The sequence below is a fragment of the Odoribacter laneus YIT 12061 genome (assembly GCF_000243215.1).
In the GTDB taxonomy this organism is placed as follows: Bacteria; Bacteroidota; Bacteroidia; order Bacteroidales; family Marinifilaceae; genus Culturomica; species Culturomica lanea.
On record NZ_JH594596.1, the window covers coordinates 1761575 to 1783066 of the forward strand.

General features: G+C 38.7%; 13 protein-coding genes and 1 tRNA gene. 6 read left to right on the forward strand and 8 right to left on the reverse strand.

Features of this window, described 5'->3' with window-relative positions:
- The first annotated feature begins 84 nt into the window (after nt 1-84).
- Nucleotides 85-5544: an alpha-2-macroglobulin family protein gene (locus tag HMPREF9449_RS07370; protein ID WP_009136628.1), complete on the forward strand. Its 5460-nt coding sequence runs from the start codon at nt 85-87 to the stop codon at nt 5542-5544.
- Between the two features lie 356 nt (nt 5545-5900).
- A complete protein-coding gene (locus tag HMPREF9449_RS07375; RefSeq protein WP_009136629.1) occupies nt 5901-7262 on the forward strand; it encodes an MATE family efflux transporter in 1362 nt (453 codons plus the stop codon).
- Here the strand turns inward: HMPREF9449_RS07375 and HMPREF9449_RS07380 are convergent.
- Nucleotides 7259-7885: a superoxide dismutase gene (locus HMPREF9449_RS07380; RefSeq protein WP_050810431.1), complete on the reverse strand. Its 627-nt coding sequence runs from the start codon at nt 7883-7885 to the stop codon at nt 7259-7261. The two genes, HMPREF9449_RS07375 and HMPREF9449_RS07380, sit on opposite strands and share 4 nt — an antisense overlap.
- A gap of 74 nt (nt 7886-7959) precedes the next feature.
- Nucleotides 7960-8154, reverse strand: a complete 195-nt coding sequence (locus tag HMPREF9449_RS07385) for a hypothetical protein (RefSeq protein WP_009136631.1) — start codon at nt 8152-8154, stop codon at nt 7960-7962.
- 248 nt (nt 8155-8402) lie between these two features.
- Here HMPREF9449_RS07385 and HMPREF9449_RS07390 point away from each other — a divergent pair, with 248 nt between their 5' ends.
- Both HMPREF9449_RS07390 and HMPREF9449_RS07395 read left to right on the forward strand, forming a co-directional pair.
- Entirely contained in the window at nt 8403-9860 is a 1458-nt protein-coding gene (locus HMPREF9449_RS07390; RefSeq protein WP_009136632.1) for an amino acid permease, read from the forward strand.
- 283 nt (nt 9861-10143) lie between these two features.
- Nucleotides 10144-10932, forward strand: a complete 789-nt coding sequence (locus HMPREF9449_RS07395) for a Cof-type HAD-IIB family hydrolase (RefSeq protein ID WP_009136633.1) — start codon at nt 10144-10146, stop codon at nt 10930-10932.
- Nucleotides 10933-11017: 85 nt separating this feature from the next.
- Here the strand turns inward: HMPREF9449_RS07395 and HMPREF9449_RS07400 are convergent, their stop codons facing one another.
- Both HMPREF9449_RS07400 and HMPREF9449_RS07405 read right to left on the reverse strand, forming a co-directional pair.
- Complete coding sequence (locus HMPREF9449_RS07400) at nt 11018-13375, reverse strand: hypothetical protein (protein WP_009136634.1); 2358 nt, start codon at nt 13373-13375, stop codon at nt 11018-11020.
- Entirely contained in the window at nt 13372-14214 is an 843-nt protein-coding gene (locus HMPREF9449_RS07405) for a hypothetical protein (protein ID WP_009136635.1), read from the reverse strand. The genes HMPREF9449_RS07400 and HMPREF9449_RS07405 overlap by 4 nt, the downstream gene beginning before the upstream one ends.
- A 433-nt stretch (nt 14215-14647) precedes the next feature.
- Here HMPREF9449_RS07405 and HMPREF9449_RS07410 point away from each other — a divergent pair, with 433 nt between their 5' ends.
- Nucleotides 14648-15952, forward strand: coding sequence for a Kelch repeat-containing protein (locus tag HMPREF9449_RS07410; RefSeq protein WP_009136636.1), 1305 nt, complete (start codon nt 14648-14650; stop codon nt 15950-15952).
- A 4-nt stretch (nt 15953-15956) separates the two neighbouring features.
- Here the strand turns inward: HMPREF9449_RS07410 and HMPREF9449_RS07415 are convergent, their stop codons facing one another.
- The 3 genes from HMPREF9449_RS07415 to HMPREF9449_RS07425 form a co-directional block, all read right to left on the reverse strand.
- On the reverse strand, nt 15957-17132 hold the full coding sequence (locus HMPREF9449_RS07415) for an acyltransferase (RefSeq protein ID WP_390621387.1): 1176 nt from the start codon (nt 17130-17132) through the stop codon (nt 15957-15959).
- Nucleotides 17133-17278: 146 nt separating this feature from the next.
- Complete coding sequence (gene hdhA / locus HMPREF9449_RS07420) at nt 17279-18091, reverse strand: 7alpha-hydroxysteroid dehydrogenase (RefSeq protein WP_009136638.1); 813 nt, start codon at nt 18089-18091, stop codon at nt 17279-17281.
- 365 nt (nt 18092-18456) lie between these two features.
- The gene (locus tag HMPREF9449_RS07425) at nt 18457-19164 is read right to left on the reverse strand and encodes a hypothetical protein (protein WP_009136639.1); all 708 of its coding nucleotides are present in this window, start codon (nt 19162-19164) and stop codon (nt 18457-18459) included.
- 517 nt (nt 19165-19681) lie between these two features.
- Between HMPREF9449_RS07425 and HMPREF9449_RS07430 the strand changes: the two genes are divergently transcribed.
- The gene (locus HMPREF9449_RS07430; protein ID WP_009136640.1) at nt 19682-21049 is read left to right on the forward strand and encodes a DUF4062 domain-containing protein; all 1368 of its coding nucleotides are present in this window, start codon (nt 19682-19684) and stop codon (nt 21047-21049) included.
- Nucleotides 21050-21324: 275 nt separating this feature from the next.
- Here the strand turns inward: HMPREF9449_RS07430 and HMPREF9449_RS07435 are convergent.
- Nucleotides 21325-21398 (reverse strand) — tRNA-Arg (locus HMPREF9449_RS07435).
- Between the last annotated feature and the right edge of the window lie 94 nt (nt 21399-21492).

A 21492-nucleotide genomic window follows, 5' to 3' on the forward strand; every position in this document is an offset into this window, starting at 1 on the left:
AATATAAAAATTAAAACGGGAAAAAACATACTTTCCTCATTATTTACGTAAATTTGTCTGAAATAACTTCTAATCCTGAAAACTATGGCTTTAAGTAAATATGTTTTTTGTTATTGCCTTCTCCTGGCCCTTTGTCTCAGCGGATGTTCCCGTACAAAATCCAACACCGCCCAACCTGAAATCAATAAATACATTTATGGATATACTTCCGGAACGATTACTTCCGATGCACACATCTATATTTATCTGGATAAAACTCCGGACAAGTCATTTCCCATAGGAGAACCTTTGCCGGGTGATCTTTTGAAAATATCTCCGGCCATAAAAGGACAACTTTTTCTCAAAGAAGAACGCATTTTGGAATTTATCCCCCAGCAAGGCTTTACAAACGGACAAGAATACCGGTTAAGGTTACATCTGGGAGCTCTTTTCAACGTTCCCAGCGATTACAACTATTTTGAATTTTCAGTGAAAGTCGTCGATCTACAAGCATCTTTTAATCCGGGAAATTTTACGACCACCTCCTCCAACGATACTTTAAATTATCAGGCTTCCCTCTATACTTCTGATCATATGGAACCCCAGGAAATAGAGAAACAGGTTACAGCACAAATTGATAATCAATCTCTTCCGATAGAATGGTCTCATTCAGGCAATACCCATCATTTTACAGTCTATCCTATTCTTAAAACCGAACAACCGCAAACGCTGACGTTACGTTTCGGCAATAAAGTTATCAATCAGAAGGAATTTCAGGAAAATATTCCGGGAAATCAGCAATTTTCAGTTCTCAACGTACAACTGAACGATAACGACAGACAATCACTACGGATCGACCTGTCGGAAAATGTGGATCCTTCCCAGAATCTCGAAGGATTGATTACAATACAAGGAGTATCGGATATCCGGTATAAAACCAATGCCAATACCATTTTCCTTTTTTATACGATTCAAGAAGATGCAGAAAGCATAGAGGTAACTGTCCACAAAGGTATCCGGAGTAGCGAGAACAAAATTCTGGAGGAACCTTATACCCAAACAGTCTATCTTCCTTCTTCCAACCCGGCCATCCGATTCATCGGAGAAGGTATTATTGTTCCTTCAGAAGGAAAAGTATGGGTCCCCTTCTCCGCAGTAGCCCTGAAAGCCGTCGATGTACAGATTATAAAAGTTTTTGATCAAAATATGAATTTTTTTCTCCAGCAAAATTCGTACGACGGAACCGGAGATCTCATACGGACAGCCCGACCTGTATTTCGTCAAAAGATAGCACTAAATCCGGAAGGTTCACCGATTAATTTAAACCACTGGAATGATTTTACCCTTAACTTATCCGATCTGGTTAAACTGGAAAAAGGCGTCATTTACCGGATAGAAATTCGTTTCCGCAAATCTTATACGACACTCGACTGCGCCTCAGAGGGCCAGGATAATATCGATTATTACGATCAGGACTGGGACGGCAACGACTATTATTACAGCAATTATTATTACAATAACGATTACCGATGGAGCGACAGAGATAATCCTTGTACAGATTCTTATTATACCGGAGACCGGTTTATCAGTAAAAATATAATCAATACGTCCCTTGGTATTCTGGCCAAACGAGGTTCAGACAACCGATATTTTGTGGCTGTCAACGACATTGTAACGGCAGCACCCGTGGCAAATTGCATGATCTCCCTTTACAATTATCAAAACCAAAAAATCGACTCTGTACAAACCGATAAAAACGGTTTTGCATACCTGAATACGGATATGAAAGCCTTTATTGCTCAGGCCCGTAAAGGACAAGATAAGGCCTGGTTAAAGATATCAGATGCCAATTCCTTATCTCTCAGCAACTTTGATATTAGCGGACAAGATGTGCAATCCGGATTGAAAGGATTTATCTACGGAGAAAGAGGCGTATGGCGTCCCGGCAACGATATCTACCTTTCTTTTATTCTCGAAGATAAGCAACACCTATTACCCGCCGGACATCCGATTATTGCCCAACTCATCGACCCGAAAGGAAATACGACAGCCACCCGCAAAAGCGTCACCGGCGATATCCCCATCCATACCTTCCGTTTTTCCACAGCAGAAGATGCCCCTACAGGATACTGGAAATGCGTCGTACAAATCGGAGGAAACCGCTTTACCAAAACCTTACGGATCGAAACGATCAAACCAAACCGACTGAGTATTAATATGATCTTTCCCAATGAACAAGTCGTAGGAAAAGGCATAAGCAATAGTATCGTAAAAGTTAAAACCAGATGGCTTAACGGAGCTTCCACTCCCAACCGGAAAGCAATAACTGAAGTCAAATTAAATCGGAGCCAATATACCTTTAAAAATTATCCGGCTTATACGTTTAATAGTTCAACAGACGATTTCGAACCTTATAGCGCCACTCTTTTTGATGGGGAAACTGACTCGGAAGGAAATTTTTCCTTTAATCTGAACGAAATAAAAACGGAAAATGCCCCGGGCATATTAAACGCGACATTTACCACCCGGGTATTTGAAGAAAGCGGAGATTTCAGTATTGCTACGTATACCACTCATTACTCGCCTTATACCCGCTATGCAGGTATCCGCCTCCCGGATTCGGAAGACGGCTGGTACCCCACTACAGAAAACGTAAAACTAAGCGGAGTACTGGTTACCCCCCTGGGACAAAAAGCTCCCGTTAATACAACTGTGGAGATTCAGGTATATAAAATTGAATGGCGCTGGTGGTGGGATTCAGAAAATAATAATTACACTTATATCAACCGTCCTTATAATAGCTTGTTAATAGACAAAACCATCCGAAGTAAAGACGGCAAATTCGAGTGCGAATTGAATATCGAACATTATGGCCGTTATTATATTCAGGCAACAGACAAAGAGTCGGGACATTCTACCGGACTCGTTGCTTATTTCGGCTCCTGGGCGGAAAATTCCAGTAAAGAAGCTGCAACGATACTCAATATTACAACCGATAAAAAAAATTATAAAGCGGGCGAAAAAGTACAATTGACTATACCTTCTTCTCAACAGGGAATAGCTATTGTCAGTTTAGAAAACGGAACTTCTTTCCGGGATATACACCGCATCCAAACAACTGAAAATTCCACTCGCTTTGAATTTGAAGCGACTCCGGCCATGTGCCCGAATATTTACGTTTTTGTGACACTGATACAACCGCAGCAGAATCGCGATAACGACCGGCCGATACGCCTGTATGGAGTGGTAAATATCAATATCGAAGACGCTGCCCTGCATCTGTATCCGGAAATAAAATTGAAGCCGGATCTCCGGCCAGGAGAAGAATTTACCGTAACTGTCAGTGAAAAAGAACACCGGGCTATGGATTATACCCTGGCCGTTGTAGACGAAGGCTTACTATCTCTGACCTCTTTCCGTACTCCTCAGCCCTTCCCGGCATTTTATGCCCGCGAAGCCCTGGGAGTCAAAACCTGGGATTTCTATGACTATATTTTCGGAGCTTACGGTGCCCGGCTGGAAAAAGCATTTGCCATAGGAGGAGACGAGGTTTTAAAACCGGAACAGGATGAAAAAACAAACCGCTTTAAACCCGTAGTCTTATTCGAAGGCCCCTTTTCTCTGAAAAAAGGAGAGTCCCGCACACACAAACTCCGCATGCCCGAATATATCGGAGAAGTACGGGCCATGGTCGTTGCCGCGACTGCCGACGGGAAATACGGTTCTGCCTCTGCCGATGCCCAAGTCAATAAACCACTGATGCTGTCCGTGGCTATGCCTCGTTTGTTCACTCCCGGCGATGTGATGAATGTCCCCGTGACCGTATTTGCCATGAACAATTCGATCCGAAACGTAGAAGTACAAATGACGACAGACGATAAGCTCGAAATCGTCGGAAAAAACATCCAGACTGTTACCTTTACTGAACAAGGAGAAAAATTAGCCTGGTTTACACTTCGCGTCAAACAAACAACCGGTAACACCGCTCTTACTTTTACAGCCCAATCCGGAAAAGAAACGACCGTTGTAAAAGAAAACGTACAGATCCGGGTGCCGAATCCACGAATTACCCACGTCAGCAGCGAAATACTGAAACCAGAAAAATCAGTTAAACTGTCTGCAAAAGTAGAAGGAGCAGACCCCCTATCCACACTGGAAATTTCTACTATTCCTCCCCTCAATTTGGCGGAGAGACTCCAGGAACTGATCACTTATCCCCACGGATGCGCCGAACAAATTGTATCTACAGCATTCCCGCAAATCTCTCTCAATACTTTATTGGATTTGACTCCCAAACAAAAAATGGATATTGAGACAAACGTAAAAGCCGTCATTAGTCGTCTATCCCTCTACCAAACAGCCGACGGAGGCTTCGCTTACTGGCCGGGATCACCTTATGTTTCAGAATGGGTAAGTACTTACGTAGCTCATTTTCTAATATCCGCCTCCCGAAAAGGATATTCCGTTCCTACACAACTTTTACAAAAAGATTTGAATTATCTCCAATCGTATGCCAACAGTTACCGGATAAACAACTATTACGATGAAATCGGACAAGGATACCGCTTGTACGTATTGGCTTTAGCAGGGAAACCGAATTTGCCGGCTATGAACCGAATGAAGGAACGGAAACTCCAGAATGCAACAGCCCAATGGCTACTGGCTTCCGCATACGCCCTCTGCAATCATCCCGATATTGCCCGCAAACTCATTCAAAAGGCTTCCCGGGAAGTTTCTCCTTACCGACAAACCGGAGGTACTTTCGGCTCCGATATCCGGGACAAAGCAATCATTCTCCAATCGATGATTTATTTAGGTATGCAGGACGAAGCTTATCAAATGCTGGAACAAATCTCAGCCGCCCTCTCGTCAAACAACTGGTTGAGCACACAAACCACAGCTTTTGCTTTACTGGCCGCCACTGAATATGTAGCGAAATTTGTCGGAAATACAGACGGTCTAAAAGCTGAAATCCAAACCCAAGGCCAAACGATAAACATACAAACCAACAAAACATTCCAACAAGAGCAATTAACAATCCGAAAGGAAGAAAGCTCTGCCAGTGTAAAAAATACGGGAACCAATACCCTCTATATCCGTTTAATCACGTCCTCAGCACCTTATCAGGTAGTGACGGAACAAATCCTGTCAGGCCTTTCTATGAATATCCGCTACTACGATGATAAAGGACAATCGGTAGATATCAATAATCTACTGCAAGGAACGGATGTAACAGCTAAGATTTCGGTCCGCAATACAGGTATGACAGGCACTTATGACAATCTGGCCCTTACTTATTTGTTACCCTCCGGTTTTGAAATCATTAACGACCGTCTGACCGGCAATACCCAAGCCTTTAAAGACACAGACTACGTCAACATCAGAGACGATGGATACGACATTTATTTCAGTTTAAACCAAAACCAGACCAAGACGTTTGAATTCCGGTTTAATGCAGCTTTCGCAGGCGATTATCTGCGCCCGGCCATTCAGTGCAGCGCGATGTACGACGACCGTATCCAAGCCGTTTTACCCGGAGGGAAAACCGTTATCCGTCAAGAATAAAGTTTTTCAACTTCTTTCCTCTCATCAGCTTGCCTGTCGTTTAGATTTGTTTAACGGATCTAAACGACAGGTCTGTTATTGGTTTATTTTTAATATTTGTCTTTCACTATTTCAAGGTTTGTCTGTAATTTTTGTAAATCTCTTTTATAAGCAGTCCGGAACATCATTCCACTTTTAAACATTTTCTGTATATTTGCATCGCCATTTTTTTATGCAAAGGATAGTTGGAAAAACCAATTGTCAAAGGAAAGCCTAGGTTTTACTATAAAATTCAATCTGAAATCCGGATCTGATGAAATATACTCCGGAGAAATAAAGATGCCGGAAATTTTCCGGTTGATACTGAATGTTCGTGTATGTCTGTTCAAACTTCACCCCTTGCGCTTGGAACCGAGAAAATCGGTAAATTACTGATTCACTATTCCCTACCGGCGATCGTAGCCATGACGGCCTCTTCGCTGTACAATATGATGGATAGTATCTTTATCGGACACGGCGTCGGGCATTTGGCTATTGCCGGCCTGGCCATCACCCTGCCTTTTATGAATATCGCAGCAGCATTCGGGTCTTTGGTAGGCGTCGGAGCTTCCACTTTGGTTTCTATGAAAATGGGGCAAAAAGATTTGAAAAGTGCCACGGATATACTGGGAAATGTTATTTTATTGAATCTGTTGATCGGAAGCCTCTTTACCCTCACAAGTCTTTGTTTCCTTGATCCTATTCTCCGCTTTTTCGGAGCCAGTGATGCCACTCTGCCCTATGCCCGCGATTATATGAAAGTGATATTATGGGGAAACATAATTACCCACGTTTATATGGGACTCAATGAAGTCGTGCGGGCTTCCGGTTATCCTCAAAAAGCCATGCTAGCTACTTTGTTCGCAGTAGTAATTAACGGAGTGCTGAATGCTCTTTTCATATTTGCCCTGGATATGGGCATACAGGGAGCCGCCTTGGGAACCATCACGGCTCAGTTCCTCGCACTTTGTGGAATATTATTCCATTTTTTTAATCCGAAAAGCTTTATTCATTTCCAAAGAGGAATTTTCAATATGAAACGGAAGTTAGTCTTCGGAATGCTGGCTATCGGTTTATCTCCCTTCCTGATGAACCTTTGTTCCTGCATGGTGGTCATCCTCATCAATAACGGCCTGAAAAACCACGGAGGCGACATGGCTATCGGAGCTTTTGGCATCGTCAACCGGATCAGTTTCCTCTTCATTATGATTATTATGGGGTTCAACCAAGGCATGCAACCTATTGCAGGTTATAATTACGGAGCCCGTCAACTCGACCGGGTCGTTAAAATACTCCGTTATACGATTGGATGTGCCGTCGGAGTAGCGACGACCGGATTCCTCATCTGCCAGTTTTTCCCCCGACCGATGATCTACCTCTTTACAACGAAAAAAGAACTGATCGACATTGCAGCGCGAGGACTCCGGATCGTATTGGCATTCTTTCCGGCCGTAGGCTTTCAGATGGTTACTTCCAGTTTTTTTCAATCCATAGGTATGGCAAAAAAAGCTATTTTTTTATCTCTCACCCGGCAATTATTATTCTTAATCCCCTGTCTGCTTATTTTGCCGAACATTTTCGGAGAAATCGGCGTCTGGATCAGTATCCCGGTAGCCGATGTCATCGCTTTTATTACCGCACTTTTTATGCTGATCTGGCAACTGCGGTATTTTCGACAGTTAAAGACAACAAAAGCTTAATACCTTTTTTCAACATTCGCCCAATCTACGATCGTCCATAAATTTTTGATGTGCTCCGGACGGCGGTTTTGATAATCCAGATAATAGGCATGTTCCCAAACATCAAACCCCAATAAAGGAATAAATCCCCGGGAAAGCGGATTTCCTCCGTTACTCTCCTGAAAAATAAATAATTCCCCTTGGTCATCTTTAGCCAGCCATACCCAACCCGAACCAAACAAAGTAACAGCGGCATTCGAAAATTCCTCCTTGAAATTCTCAAAAGAACCCCATTTTTCTTCAATAGCTTCCAATAAAGCTCCAGTAGGTTGTTGACGGGCATTCGGAGAAAAAGTATTAAAATAGATTATGTGGTTTAAAGCCTGAGCACCATTGTCATATATAGGTCCTGTAGAATACTTCACAATCGTTTCTAAATCACTTTTTTCAAAAGGAGTTCCTACGATTAAAACATTCAACTTGTCAATATAAGCTTTCAAATGTTTCCCATAATGATAATTCATGGTTTCTTCACTGACAACAGGAGCCAACGCATTTAAAGCATAAGGCAATTGCGGCATTTGTATTCCGGAAGAGGTTGTCTGAGCCCGTAAAGAATGCTGCCCCCATCCGGCTAAACCCATTAAAATTATCCAGCAACCTATAAAATATCTTTTTCCCATCTCTTTATCTAACATTTGTTTATCTTCTAATTACTTCAATCTTCTCCGGAAGGTCGTCCGACATTTTTCGACTCTTCCTTTAGCTCATCCATATAATCGGATAAATTATCCCGGGCGTTTTCATCATCTATATCGTCTATATGATTGACTACTTTTTTGTAGTTTTCCTCTAATTCCTCATCCCTTTTTTCCCGGGATTCAGAATATTTTTCTTGTTCTCTTTTCTCCATCGCATTGATTTTATAGAATTGATATCATGAGGCTTATAAATAAACCGAACAAGATATAAAACGTAAAAACCGAAGAAAGGTTTTAAAAGCTCCCCAAACGAATCCTCAAAATGCTTAAATTCACTTACCAACCGGACTCCCTCACAAATTTTAACAGCTCCAACCGAACAAAAACAGCTTCCCTTACGTTATTGGCTTATAACTTAAAGAAGGGAATAACAGACTACAAAAATTAAGTACAGACGATTATGGGCAAAACAAACAAAAAACTCTCCACTTGGCAACTGGCTTTGATGACGGCTGCCGCCATTATCAGTTTAAGAGGATTACCCATGATGGCTCAAGAAGAACTCACCATGTTCTTTTATATTCTCTTTGCAACCGTTCTTTTCCTGATTCCTGCTGCTTTAGTAGGAGCGGAATTAGGAAGTGCCTTTGCGGATAAAGGAGGAGGCGTTTATACGTGGGTAAAAGAAGCTTTCAATCGTCCCTTGGGATTTACTGCGATTTTTTTACAATGGATCCAAAATGTCGTATGGTATCCTACCGTACTTGGCTTTGCTGGGGCGGGAATCGCTTATATGATCGGGAAACCGGCATTAGCACAAAACGGGGTATTTGTCGGACTTTTTGCCATCGCTATGTATTGGTTTGCGACCTGGATCACCCTGAAAGGGACCTCCGCTGTTTCTAAAATTACAAGTCAGGGATTTCTGTTGGGAACCGTACTGCCCGGAATAGTTATTATCGTCATGGCCATCATCTGGATTGTCGGGAAAAATCCCATTGCTTTTGAACATATTCCAACCAACGTCCCACAGGTAGCTAATATAGATATTGCCCATCATGTACATCCCCGCTTTTTTCCCCACATGACAGGCATGAGCGACATCGCTTTTCTTGCAGGAATTCTCTTACTTTTTGCAGGAGTAGAAGTTCACGCCGTACACGCTCCGGAATTAAATAATCCGCAAAAACAATTTCCGGCAGCCATGTTTCTGGCAGCCCTGATTTCATTCGGATTATTTACCTTGGGAGCCTTAGCGGTAGCCGTTGTCACTCCCTACGACCAAATAAATCTGCAAGACGGATTATTTGTCACCTTCCGGCAATTATTCGATCATTATCACATCGGCTGGATGACAAATATTATGGGCTTTTTGGTAGCCTTCGGAGCATTGGCGGGCGTCATGTCCTGGATTTCAGGCCCCAGCCGGGGCTTACTTTGGACAGCCCATGACGGCGAACTCCCCGATTTTATGAAAAAAACAAACCGAAACGGCATACAGATCAACATCCTCATTATCCAAGGATGCATCGTCACCATTCTATCTTCCCTCTATATTGTAATGAGCGATGTAAGTGTAGCCTTTTTCTTACTCAGCGCCCTTACAATCGGGCTTTATCTGATTATGTATATGCTGATGTATGCAGCCGGCATTAAACTGCGGTATTCACAGCCCGATTTAAACCGGAGTTATCGCGTTCCGGGAGGAAATACCGGTATGTGGCTAATTGCCGGTATCGGCTTTTTAGCTGTACTCTTCTCTTTTGCCGTCACCTTTTTCCCCCCTTCCCAACTTCCTGTCGGAAGTCCAGCCTTTTACACAGGACTCGTAATTACCGGTACTGTGGTATTCCTGGCTATCCCCCTTATTATCAGTTCTATTATGGAAAAGAAAAGGAAACGACAAAAAAATAGGTAAAATGTCCAAAATTTGAAGGATTGAAAGCACAAAAGCCAGATTAAAACTTTGCCCAAACGGACAATCTACTCATTCGTCAATCACCAGACAAATATTAATCCGGCAATTGTTCTCTACCAGAGAAGTTTTTGCACATTGGGAGGAAGAACTTTTTGTACCTCTGCTCCATTTTTTGACTTGTATCAATTTGCAGGAAATTTGTAAATAATATCTTTGTCTGTCAATGGAGGACACAAATGTCCGAAAAACAATCTGCAAAGCAGAACATTAACTTTTTAAATTCATGATAAAAGCTGCATTTTTTGATATTGACGGAACTTTGGTCAGTTTTAAAACCCACGAAGTTCCCGCTTCTACTGTAAGGGCATTACATCAACTCCGCTCTCAAGGTATTCTGACTTTTATTGCTACAGGTAGACATATACTTACTGTCAACAATTTGGGCAATTTAAAATTCGACGGTTATATGACCCTCAACGGAAGTTATTGTTTTATTGATCTAAAAGTTATCTATAAACATTCTATTCCTCCTGCAGATATCTCTATGCTCGTCAATTATCTACAGGAAAAAGCAAATTTCCCCTGTATTTTTGTTCACGAAAACGCCCTGTATATGAATTATATAAACGAGCAGACAACAAAAGCCTTTCAGCTCCTGAATTTTCCACAGCCGCCTATACTCCCTCTAACAGAAGCCGCTCAAGGAGAGATCTTCCAATTAATTGCCTTTTTCACTCCTTCCCAAGAAATGGAAATTATGCCCCAGTTACCTCATTGTCAATCTACACGCTGGACTTCTCTCTTTAGCGACATCATCCCTTTAGGAAGTAACAAACAGATAGGGATGCAAAAAATAATAGAACATTATGGATTCTCCCGGGAAGAAGTTATCGCTTTTGGAGACGGAGGCAACGATATTCCTATGCTACAATATGCCGGAATCAGCGTGGCGATGGGGAATGCCAAAGACGCGGTAAAACAATCAGCGGATTACGTAACGGCTTCTGTAGATGAAGATGGCATTTACAAAGCCCTCACCCATTTGGATATTATTTCTGCACACCCCTTCTAATCCCAGCCCAAACCAAATCCAATTACACATTAGGGACGTGCCCTAATGTGTAATTTTACCCTTACTCACCCTCAGCCCAAACGATCTAAAACAACCATCCTCTTTTCAGATCACCCGTCGCCTTTTCTTTTCCCTGAAAAGATAGAACACAAGGTTTTTTGAGATTAATATGCAAATGAGTAATCTGTTTTTCATCTGGAATCACCTCTATTTTTTTACCAACCTTCTTTATTTTACAATTATAACTCCTATATTCTCCATTTTCCCGCTCTATCAAAAAAGCATTTGTCAAGACGGTTTCCCCCATACATTTAAATACTTCATGTACGTCATTATCCTGACTATTTACCGTCTGCCAATCGCTGATCATATTGACATATTGTTCTCCGATGGTAAATTTACGGGTATCGTACAAACAGGGATGCGGGTTTCCAAAACTCAAATCCGAAAAGTCATACTTCTTATCTGCGCTACAAGCTTGCTCCACTTCCAAATAGGGATCTACCACAAAAGCCCAACGGAGTTGGCCGGTTTTATAATCGATCAGATTGGCGAAAGCTCCCATAGCATTGAAGGTTTGCTGTAACCATTTCTCCTCGCCGGTAAGTAAATAGGCGTAATACGTCGCATAAGCCCGCCAACCGCTCCAACCGTGAGGAGAATTAAACATATTAGGCAACATTTCTACATCATATTGTGCTTCCCAATAACGCATAGTGCCTTGACGCCTACGAGCATCCGGCACTCGAAGCTGAGTAAGACAATCATGACTGTTCAGAATCTCCAGCATTGCCTCTGTATAATGTCTCCGGTCTTCTTCCTTTTGTTGCAAGATTCCTAGCATACCAATCTGTAAAGCAGAACAAGAAATCATTCCGTCCTCAAAAGTCATTTCTCCTTCCGTTTGAAAATCCCCCCGGGAAGCCACCAACTGGTCGATAGCCCGTTTAGCAGACTGGTAATGCCGTTCTCCCCTTTCCCTCCATTTTCTGTCTTGTTTTCCCAATTCCTGCTCAGCTATGGCTAATTCCAGCATACTTTTGGCAATGTATATAACACTCGTATAAACTGTTTTACGATTATAATAAGCTCCGTTCTCTTTTTGAGAAAAACCGATAAGCCAATCGGCCAGTCGACTAGCCCGTTCTAAATCCCGAATATTTTTACTGGCCTCATATTTATCCACTAACATCCCGATAGTCGTAGAAGTATTCTGAATACGGGATTTATAATAAAGCGGTTCCATACGAACAGTATCATGCAATTTTTGAAAAAGTAATTCAAAATAATCCTGTATCAGCCCATCTTCTCCCTCCTCCGGGAAATAGCGGGCAGCCAGAAAAGCAGAGTAAAATCCATACCAACTCTCTGCATGAGAGGTCGGTTTTTGATGATAGCGCCTTACATTTTCCCTGGCCTTGCGAAACACCCACTCCCAAGAGGGATGAACTGTAAGTACCGCTTCTGCTATTTTTCCTTTTGATTTAACATTCACCTGATACAAACCGGGACGAGGTAATATCACCTTTACCTGCGTACGGCCAGCTTTAATCCGAGCTGTTTGTAAAGGCAAAAGCATTCCGTTATCTGTTACAACTTCGACCTGTGGTTGTTCCCCCCAAATTTCAAAAGTGGCCTCTTCTCCTGAAGTATAAGAAGTACGAGATAAATCGATTAACGGTATCTCTACGATATCGGAAATTCCTTTCTCTAAATCTGATAACTTACCTATATTTACAAAAGCAATTACCCAACTTTTTGATTCTCCTTGTTTTAATTCATACAAATGTTGTGGATGACGTGGAGGAAGAGGCAAACAATTCAATAAATCCAAATTTAAAGATTCAATGCGGTGCCCCATAAACCAATGAGGAGCAGGATCCTGATACCCCAGATTGTAATCCACACTCCAAGATGCGATAGGCTGCTCACACACCAATGCCAAAGTATGCCCCCGAGGAGTTTGCATATATCCATAAAAATGAGTCTTTTCATTTCGCATCAAAGTAGGAAAATATTTATCAAACCAATCCGGATATTTATCCATATAAGTATCAATCCCTAATTTTAAACCGGCCTTCTGAGGCTGATAAGGAGTTGTCGACCGATTGGTCAGAGTAAGCTGAATCGCCGGATATTTTTCCGTAGATAAATAAGCTAATTCACATTCTACACCTTCCACCTCTGTCCGGAATAACTGGTTTCCCAACGCAGTCCACCTTGGACACTGCAATTTTCCTTCCCTTTCAGCATAAAAAGAAGGACCTCGTTTGCCTGTTTGCCGGAAAAAAGGTATGGTATCTCTTCCCTTATCTTTAAAAACAAGTTGTTTTATATACCCTTCGGGATCTAGTTGCATTTCCCAATTTTCAGTTCTTATAACGGATTGACTATACGCTTTAAAAACACCAATAAAAATAAGTAAACATAAACAATATTTCATACCTGATTTTTTTTATTTTTCTTCCAGAAATAAAACACTATACCCACAACCAAACAGATTCCCCCTCCGATTAACCCATATTGCCATACCGAGAATCCTTTTCTTTGTTTAATAATAATCGGTATACTTTCCCGTAAACCGATACTTTGCGTTTCAATAAGAGAGCTTGCTACAACTTTAGAATACTTGTTCACACGGGCCAACTCTTCTTTAGTAAAATAAACAATCTTACAGCTTTCGACATGCTTTCGCTTAGTAAAAACAGAATCCGCAGCTTCATAATCTACCTCCTTCGTTGTATTTTTTACTTCCCGTCGTAGCCAATTTCCCAAAGAATCCGTTTCCAAATACCGAATTTCCGAAACCTGAACGGCCATTCCCCTCTCCCAAAATTCAGACTTAACTATTTTCCAAGGCAACTGTTCTGTTTCTTCATACCAATATTCCGCTTCTTCTAAATCTCCGTAATCCGTCTGTACATATTTCCGGATGCGTCCCAGCTCATCAAAAGTATATACAATTCCCAAACATCCATTTGTATTCTCCTTCACTTCCCTCCGTACGCAGCCATCGAACTCTATATCATAAAATTCCTCCTGCAAAATATACCGACAGGCATTTATATAATCATAAACTGTTACATACTTTTCCGAATTCACGAATTGTACTACATTTCCCACTATATCAAAGGTCAGAAAAGAACCATCACTATACACAACCGATTTTACCTTTCCGTTTAAATTCTTTGTCTTCCACCCAGACATCTCCTCCCGATCCAAACTCAAGACCTCCGATATCCCGCACACCACACAAAACAACAAAAAATAAACCTTTTTCATCAATCCTTATTATAAATACAATTAACCTTGCAAATATACACATTTACACACTAGGGACGTGCCCTAATGTGTAATTTCACCTCGATCGTCCTATTTAAAAATCCTTTCCTCTTATTTGATTTAAAATATATAAGTATTTCTGATCTTATCAGAAAAGAAGAAACATCCCTTTGTTCACAAATCAGCACTCCGTTGACTCGTGTACTTATAGCCCTGAAAAGAGAACCTTCGATCCGGATGAAATTTGCCGCTGATTTACAATACAAAAGTTTTACCCCAATCGAAATTCAGTCAATTCGGCCCAAAGAGGTGCCAACCAGTAAGACGCCAGGTTCAAAGGTTGATCTATTGAAATTTACGTTTTTTCCAAAAAATTACACGTTAGGGCACGTCCCTAATGTGTAATTTTTTATCTTTACACAAAAGAAAGAGGATGAAACAAAGCTATCGATTCGGCATATTATTTTTTCTCTGCTTCCCAACATTTGTTATAGCACAAGAAAGAGGTATCGTTCTGGACAATCCTACACAAACACCTTTAGGAGGTGTCAACATTTATCTGAACGATAAAAACAATGGAACTGTTACAGACAAAAATGGAATCTTCGATCTCAATAATTTCCAAAATCTTCGAGAAAATGATACCCTTTATTTTTCGTATGTTGGATATTATACTCAAAAAATTACTTATCATACTTTGAAAGAAAATAAATATAAAATAGAACTTATTCCGAATCCTCAACTTTTAAAGGAAGTTACTGTGCATTCCGATCCTATCCATTTAAAGCGCTATATCGATTATATTAAATTAGCATCCCTCCCCGTTCAATTACGTGCTTTCGGTACATGTCTGATCGGCAACAGAATTTATGTTATCGGAGGGGATAGTTCCTTTGAGGAAAAACTTAAAAGTGGAGGCCGATATAACACTTTCTGCTGGTATAAATACCGGGGAAATATGTATGTGTACGATATTCCTACGGATAAATGGCAATTAAATACTTCAAAATTTAAAGAAAGAGCTAACCATACTGTTCAGTACGATAGCGGAAAAATATATATATTAGGAGGCAAAAGACTAGCTAAAAATAAAAAAGTCGAATATTTAGAAGATTGCATAGAGGTTTATGATACTTTGAGTCAAAAGATCTGGAAAGATTATGCCAATCCTCATCAAGCAGTCAATTTTGCATCTTGCATATACAATCATAACCTGATTGTCATGGGCGGCTCTACCCGAATCAAAATAAACAAAGAAAAAACATATTCTAGCAAAGTTCATGCTTTAGACTTAAAAACCGGTTATTGGTATGAACTGGAAGATATGCCCCAAGCACAAGAAGCCAAAGGCATCCTTGTCGGAGATCACATCTATTTGATTGGAGGTTATAAAACAACTGCACTTAAAGAAATCCAAAATTATAATATAACAACAGGGGCATGGCATACAGAAGGAGAACTACTTTACGCCACAGAAAGGCCTGCTCTTGCTTATCATAAAAATATCATTTACATTTTCGAAGGAGATAAAATTCAAACTTATAACGTCAAAACAAAAGAAATCAAAAATTTTCAAATCAATCTTTTCTTGAAAAACAGTGAATTATTCTGTATAGATAACAAACTCTATATACTCGGAGGTGCCGAAACTTCCGAGACTTTAATCCTTCCTTCCCAGCATCTTTATTGTATTGATCTTCACGAATTCCAAATAACCGCCCAATCTGACCGGGATTAAAAATTTAACAAACCAGACGTCTGGTATAACTCCAACGTTTCATACCCCATACAATCAATGCACTAATTATAAATACGGAACAAGCCATACCGACAATTCTCAGAATAGCAGGAAGAGAAGATTCCCAAATATCATAAGCAATTTGTACAAAAACAAAATGACAAAGGTATATGCCAAAAGTTAAAGAAGCGATACGAGACAACAAAACTGAAGACCTTATGTTTAACTTCTGAATGATTACAAACACAGGAAAAGTCATCATAAATACATTAATCCCTGCAAAATACCAGACAATCTCTAAGTTTGCATAATTACCCGGAAAATATTTCTGTGTCAATAAAAAGCCCAAAGAGGTTATTAAATAACCAATCCCAAACAGGGGGATAGTAATTCCTAAAGTACGTTTCCAACTCCAAGCAAGCGGATACTTTACCAAATAATAAGCCAGTATAATATATCCTATAAAACCAGAAACATAGTAAAAAGTACCATATACATTCCAATCACAAACTCCGAATAAACCCATATTTCCATAATTTCCCGTATATCCTAAAAGAGGTGCCAACATTTTTAAATACGGTATAACCAAAGAAATCACCCAAATCCCTAAAAATACCTGAATTTCCCGTTTTTTGGCTCCCTCCAGCCAACTGTTGAGAATAGGTATAATAAAATATATACCTATTAACATATAAAGATACCACAAAGGTGTTGTATCAAAATTGAAATTAAAAATAAATGTATATAACTTTGTTCCCATGCCCCTCCAAGTGTAATCGCCGGTAATCGCCATGTTTTGTGTAGCAGGATGAATATAATTCAAATAAACAAAAAATAAAATCGGCAAAAGCATCGACCAGAAAATCAATGGTATAATAATACGTCCGATTCGTTTTTTATAAAACGCAATCATATCCATGCGTACAGGAAATAACAAAACCCCTGTCATCATCACAAAAAGAGGGACACAGGGACGTACCAAACTCCCACTAAATACGGCTGTCAAAAAATTGGCCCGGTTTGTATCAAATTGAGCCGTAAAAGGATCACAACAATGAGAAAAAACAACTAAGAAACAGGCTAAAATACGTAACAAATCTATCCATCCGATAGTTTCTCTTTTTTCCATAATACAGATTTCCGTCAATAATTTAGACATACCATCTATTTCAATTCTCATCGCAGAATAACTCTTATTCCTGCTTATGGAATTAAAACAAATTTTTACTTTTTGTTGCAACAAAGATAAAGAAACATCCTTAAGTGCAAGAAATTTCAAGAATTAATTACCGAAAACCTTTTTATAAGTAAAAAATAGTAAAATCTTTAAATTCTATTATCTTTATTCTGCATTATTTCTACAAGATCTGCTACCGTCGGATTATGAATAGTTAGTCCTCCGTCAGCAATAATGGTCTGTCCTGTGATATAACCTGCATCGTCAGAAGCTAGGAAGGCGATTACAGAAGCAATGTCTTCCGGCTTTCCCAAATAGGGCAAAACATTATGGCGGAGGAATACATTCCGCATCTCTTCCGATAAATTATTTAAAGCAGCCGGAGTAAGAACCAAACCGGGAGCCACAGCATTACAGCGAATATTTTTCTTTCCGGCCTGGGTAGCTATATACCGGGTTAAATTTATCATACCTGCTTTCGCAACACCATAATAAGTTCCTCTAAGATCAGCAGTTATTCCTCCCACAGAAGCCACATTGACAATATTCCCCCCTCCCTGGTCTGCCATAATAGGAATTACCAACTGGGAAAGATAAACGGCACACTGTAAATTCAGCCGAAAAGCTTTATCAAAATAAAAGATATCTAAATCTTCAATGTTCTGATCTTTCTGAAGATCCGTCCCTCCCACATTATTTACCAATATGTCAATTCTACCATACTCTTTCACTGCAAATTCCACCAATTGAAGGCAACTTTTCAATACTGTTGCATCAAAATACTGAGCTTGAACATCTCCTCCTTCTTTTCTCAGTTCCTCCGCAAAAATATCCGCCCTATCCTTTGCAAAATCTGCAATTACAACCTTTCCTCCTTCTCCAACCATCCGCCGGGTCGTAGCCGCTCCAATTCCGGAAGCCGCTCCGGTAATCACAATAACTTTCTGCTCAAATCTCTTCATATCCGTCCGTTAATTCTTTCTCTTCCTTCTATAACGAATATCTTCCTCTCTTTGTTGTACAAATTACACATTAGGGATGTGCCCTAATGTGTAATTTTCAACTAAGTACAAAATTTACCTTCTTTTCCTTTATAATAAAAACCCATCTTCCCTCGTCTTCCCCTCTTTTAGGTAACTTTATAACTTCCTATTATTGCCCTGTGCAATTACTCTCACAATATTTGTTCTAAAAACAAATGAATGAAGAATAACTTAAATAAATATTTTGAATCCCCCGGATAGAAGAAAGCTAGAATTTTAAAGAAATGAAAAATGATTAATTACACATTAGGGCACGTCCCTAGTGTGTAAAAACAGAAAGGAGTTTATTCTAATTGATATGTTTCCTCTAGCATTTTAATTGTCTTTTCCAAACTCATTTCAATTTCCTGAAAAGGCTCTTCTGAACTGAAATTATTTACGACAAAGTTGCATACATTCCATCCCTCTTTGGAAAAAAGAAAATTTCTCCAAAAATCCCGAATAAATTGATATTGCTTCTTATCATAAAAATCAAAATTTTCACTATTTATAAGGTTATTCGTATACCCTACTTTTATATCGTAAAAATCTTTGACAAGCATTCTCGTTATCTCCAAATCACTATAGGATTTTATAATTTGTAAAACAAGTATTCTAGGCTGAATTTTTTGAAAAAGAGAAGAAATTTTTAGTAATTCCATAGCGTCTTTTGTATAAACAAATGACCTGCTTTGAAAAGGAATATTACTATACATTCTCAACGTATCTTCTGACGCTTTTTCAATACAATCTCTATATTTAAGAACATAACTACACGCTTTACGCTCCAATTGTATTCTTTCTGTAATTCGTCTTACTTCTTTTTTATTTAGTTCGAGTTCATTTTTGACAAGTTGTAAAGCATTTACGATCTCTTTTGATTGAGAATAATCTGTTATCATATTACTTCCAGCGAATGTAACAATAATTCCCACCATAACAATCGACAATTGCCGGATATAATCCCCAATCTTCCAAGATGTGATTAACTTAATTATATTATTTATTTTCATATGTTCCTAATAATAATTTATACACTTACATACCTGTTAAAGTTAATTATTTTTCTAAAAACTTGTTATAAAACCTGTAAAAACAATTTTAATTTGTTATTGAGGTATAGATACAGATCTTATATCCCCAAAAGCTTGAAATAATACAAATTATTTATGCTCTTAAAAATAGATTATTTACACCAAAAATCGGATTTTACATACAATAACGATATTAAAATGAAATCTTCGAGATAATCTTTAAACAATTCATTCTCCAACAAATATTTATTAAATTTCAAATCTGTAAAAATCGAATGGACGTTGTATTCAATCCATTCCATATTTCCTAAGAAAAAATCCCGAAAAATTCTACTTATAGATCTCTTAAGAAATAACAATAAAAGCAAATAATAATATTACATAAGATAATATTTAATAAATAATATATATATATAAGATAACAAATTAATATTTTTAATTAACAAAAATTTGTCAATTACCATAAAAATGAGTTTTTTTGTTGAAAACTTAAATTATGGAACCTTTATATCAGCATTTAAAAATGTTTGTAGCTTCTCCAGGAGATGTAGCAGAAGAGAGAGCAAGTGTAGAAAATATTGTGAAAAGAATAAATGATATATTAGGAGAAACGTTACATATAAACTTAAATATAGTAAGTTGGGAAAACATACCCCCTACCACAAATACGGAAGATGTACAGGAAGAAAACATAAATAAGAAAATTAAAGAGTGCCATTTCTTTTTGTTGATTCTATATAAAAGATATGGAACAATTGCCAAAAATGCAAGAAAATCTAATACTGAGAGAGAAATAGACACCATAATAGAATGTGTAAAACAAGAAAAAAAGAAACAAATTATTTCTTATTTTAAAGAAATCTCTTCTAATGAAGATCCAGGACCCCAGGAAAAAAAAATAAAAGCATTACAGAAAAAATTAGCTAAAGACCATCATTGGTTTTATAAATCCTATAAAGATGCGCATGATTTTGAGATTAAATTAATTCATGATTTATACAATCTCCTTTTAAAGATGCACACTTCTTCCTATAAAGTGATGCAATTAAAAAAATTTTGGAAATTCGGGCAAGTAGATGGTCAGAAAGGACCTGAAATTGCCATTATCTATCCTCCTGTTGCTAAAGACAACTTAAGCGATAAAATCACTAATTTCTGGCAAAAGAAATTAGTCCCTTATATCAACTTTGAAGATTATAAAGCTCTTCATAAAATAATGAAAAATATTTCAATGATAGGCGGTAGTAGTTCTTACCGTGTATATTCTAAATACAATTTACCGACTAATATAGGGGACCAAAATACGGTATGGGTATGTTTACCTAGGCAAGCAAAAGCTTTGGAAATCTTAAAAAGAGATTATCCTGATAGAAAATTCAATATCATTCTCGGGAAAAAAAATGTGGAACCTCAAATAGAGTGGATCAATTCCAAAGGCGAAAAGGTATTAATCAAATCACCTTTATATTCTTATTTAAAACGTCAGCGTCCAGCAAAAGACACACGAGATAATAACGATGTGAATTTTGAAAATATTATAGCAAAAGATTTTGCTGTAGTCGCCAGATTCGACAAAGGTAATAAGCGAGGTGAATGGGAAAAACTTAAAAATTATTTTATTGCAGGATTACATGGATTAGGAAATTGGGGAGCAGCATGGTATATCGACAGGAAATATTCAGATCTCGACCAATTCACAGATAATCAATACGATAATATTCAAATTCTTTTGGAAGTGACCTATCAGGACGGGAGAATATCAGATGTCAGGTCAATATCTGATATTACCCAAAAGGAAATTGATGAAATGATTAGTACAAAAAATGTTGTAAACGTAATCAAAAAGTATAAAGACATTACATAAGCATATCTTTTATTACAATACCTTATAAAGATACTGCAAGAAATAAAAATATTCCTTCTCCTTTTCTATTGATATTACATCAAAACATCTTTCTTTCTCTATATGTGATTTACAGTATAAATTACACATTAGGGCACGTCCCTAATGTGTAAAAATAGGGTTGGAAAGGGAGTGGGAATTATTTATAAATAAGCATACAATAGAAAACAGGAGAGGAATAAGGGAGGATATAAAAAAGGAGTTATTTTTATGTAACTCCTTTATTTTTCAATCAGTGATCCAGGCGGGATTCGAACCCACGACCTACGGCTTAGAAGGCCGTTGCTCTATCCAGCTGAGCTACTGGACCAACACTTTTACGGTTTGGCGGTGCAAATATAGAGGATTTTTACGGGAATACAAACTTTTGTTTTATATTTTTTGCAAACGACAGGGGGAAGAAG

Excerpts from the sequence above, each read along its gene's own strand:
- HMPREF9449_RS07370 (WP_009136628.1), top strand. The coding sequence starts at position 85 with ATGGCTTTAAGTAAATATGTTTTTTGTTATTGCCTTCTCCTGGCCCTT.
- HMPREF9449_RS07375 (WP_009136629.1), top strand. The coding sequence starts at position 5,901 with ATGTCTGTTCAAACTTCACCCCTTGCGCTTGGAACCGAGAAAATCGGT.
- HMPREF9449_RS07380 (WP_050810431.1), bottom strand. The coding sequence starts at position 7,885 with ATGGGTTTAGCCGGATGGGGGCAGCATTCTTTACGGGCTCAGACAACC.
- HMPREF9449_RS07385 (WP_009136631.1), bottom strand. The coding sequence starts at position 8,154 with ATGGAGAAAAGAGAACAAGAAAAATATTCTGAATCCCGGGAAAAAAGG.
- HMPREF9449_RS07390 (WP_009136632.1), top strand. The coding sequence starts at position 8,403 with ATGGGCAAAACAAACAAAAAACTCTCCACTTGGCAACTGGCTTTGATG.
- HMPREF9449_RS07395 (WP_009136633.1), top strand. The coding sequence starts at position 10,144 with ATGATAAAAGCTGCATTTTTTGATATTGACGGAACTTTGGTCAGTTTT.
- HMPREF9449_RS07400 (WP_009136634.1), bottom strand. The coding sequence starts at position 13,375 with ATGAAATATTGTTTATGTTTACTTATTTTTATTGGTGTTTTTAAAGCG.
- HMPREF9449_RS07405 (WP_009136635.1), bottom strand. The coding sequence starts at position 14,214 with ATGAAAAAGGTTTATTTTTTGTTGTTTTGTGTGGTGTGCGGGATATCG.
- HMPREF9449_RS07410 (WP_009136636.1), top strand. The coding sequence starts at position 14,648 with ATGAAACAAAGCTATCGATTCGGCATATTATTTTTTCTCTGCTTCCCA.
- HMPREF9449_RS07415 (WP_390621387.1), bottom strand. The coding sequence starts at position 17,132 with ATGAGAATTGAAATAGATGGTATGTCTAAATTATTGACGGAAATCTGT.
- hdhA (WP_009136638.1), bottom strand. The coding sequence starts at position 18,091 with ATGAAGAGATTTGAGCAGAAAGTTATTGTGATTACCGGAGCGGCTTCC.
- HMPREF9449_RS07425 (WP_009136639.1), bottom strand. The coding sequence starts at position 19,164 with ATGAAAATAAATAATATAATTAAGTTAATCACATCTTGGAAGATTGGG.
- HMPREF9449_RS07430 (WP_009136640.1), top strand. The coding sequence starts at position 19,682 with ATGGAACCTTTATATCAGCATTTAAAAATGTTTGTAGCTTCTCCAGGA.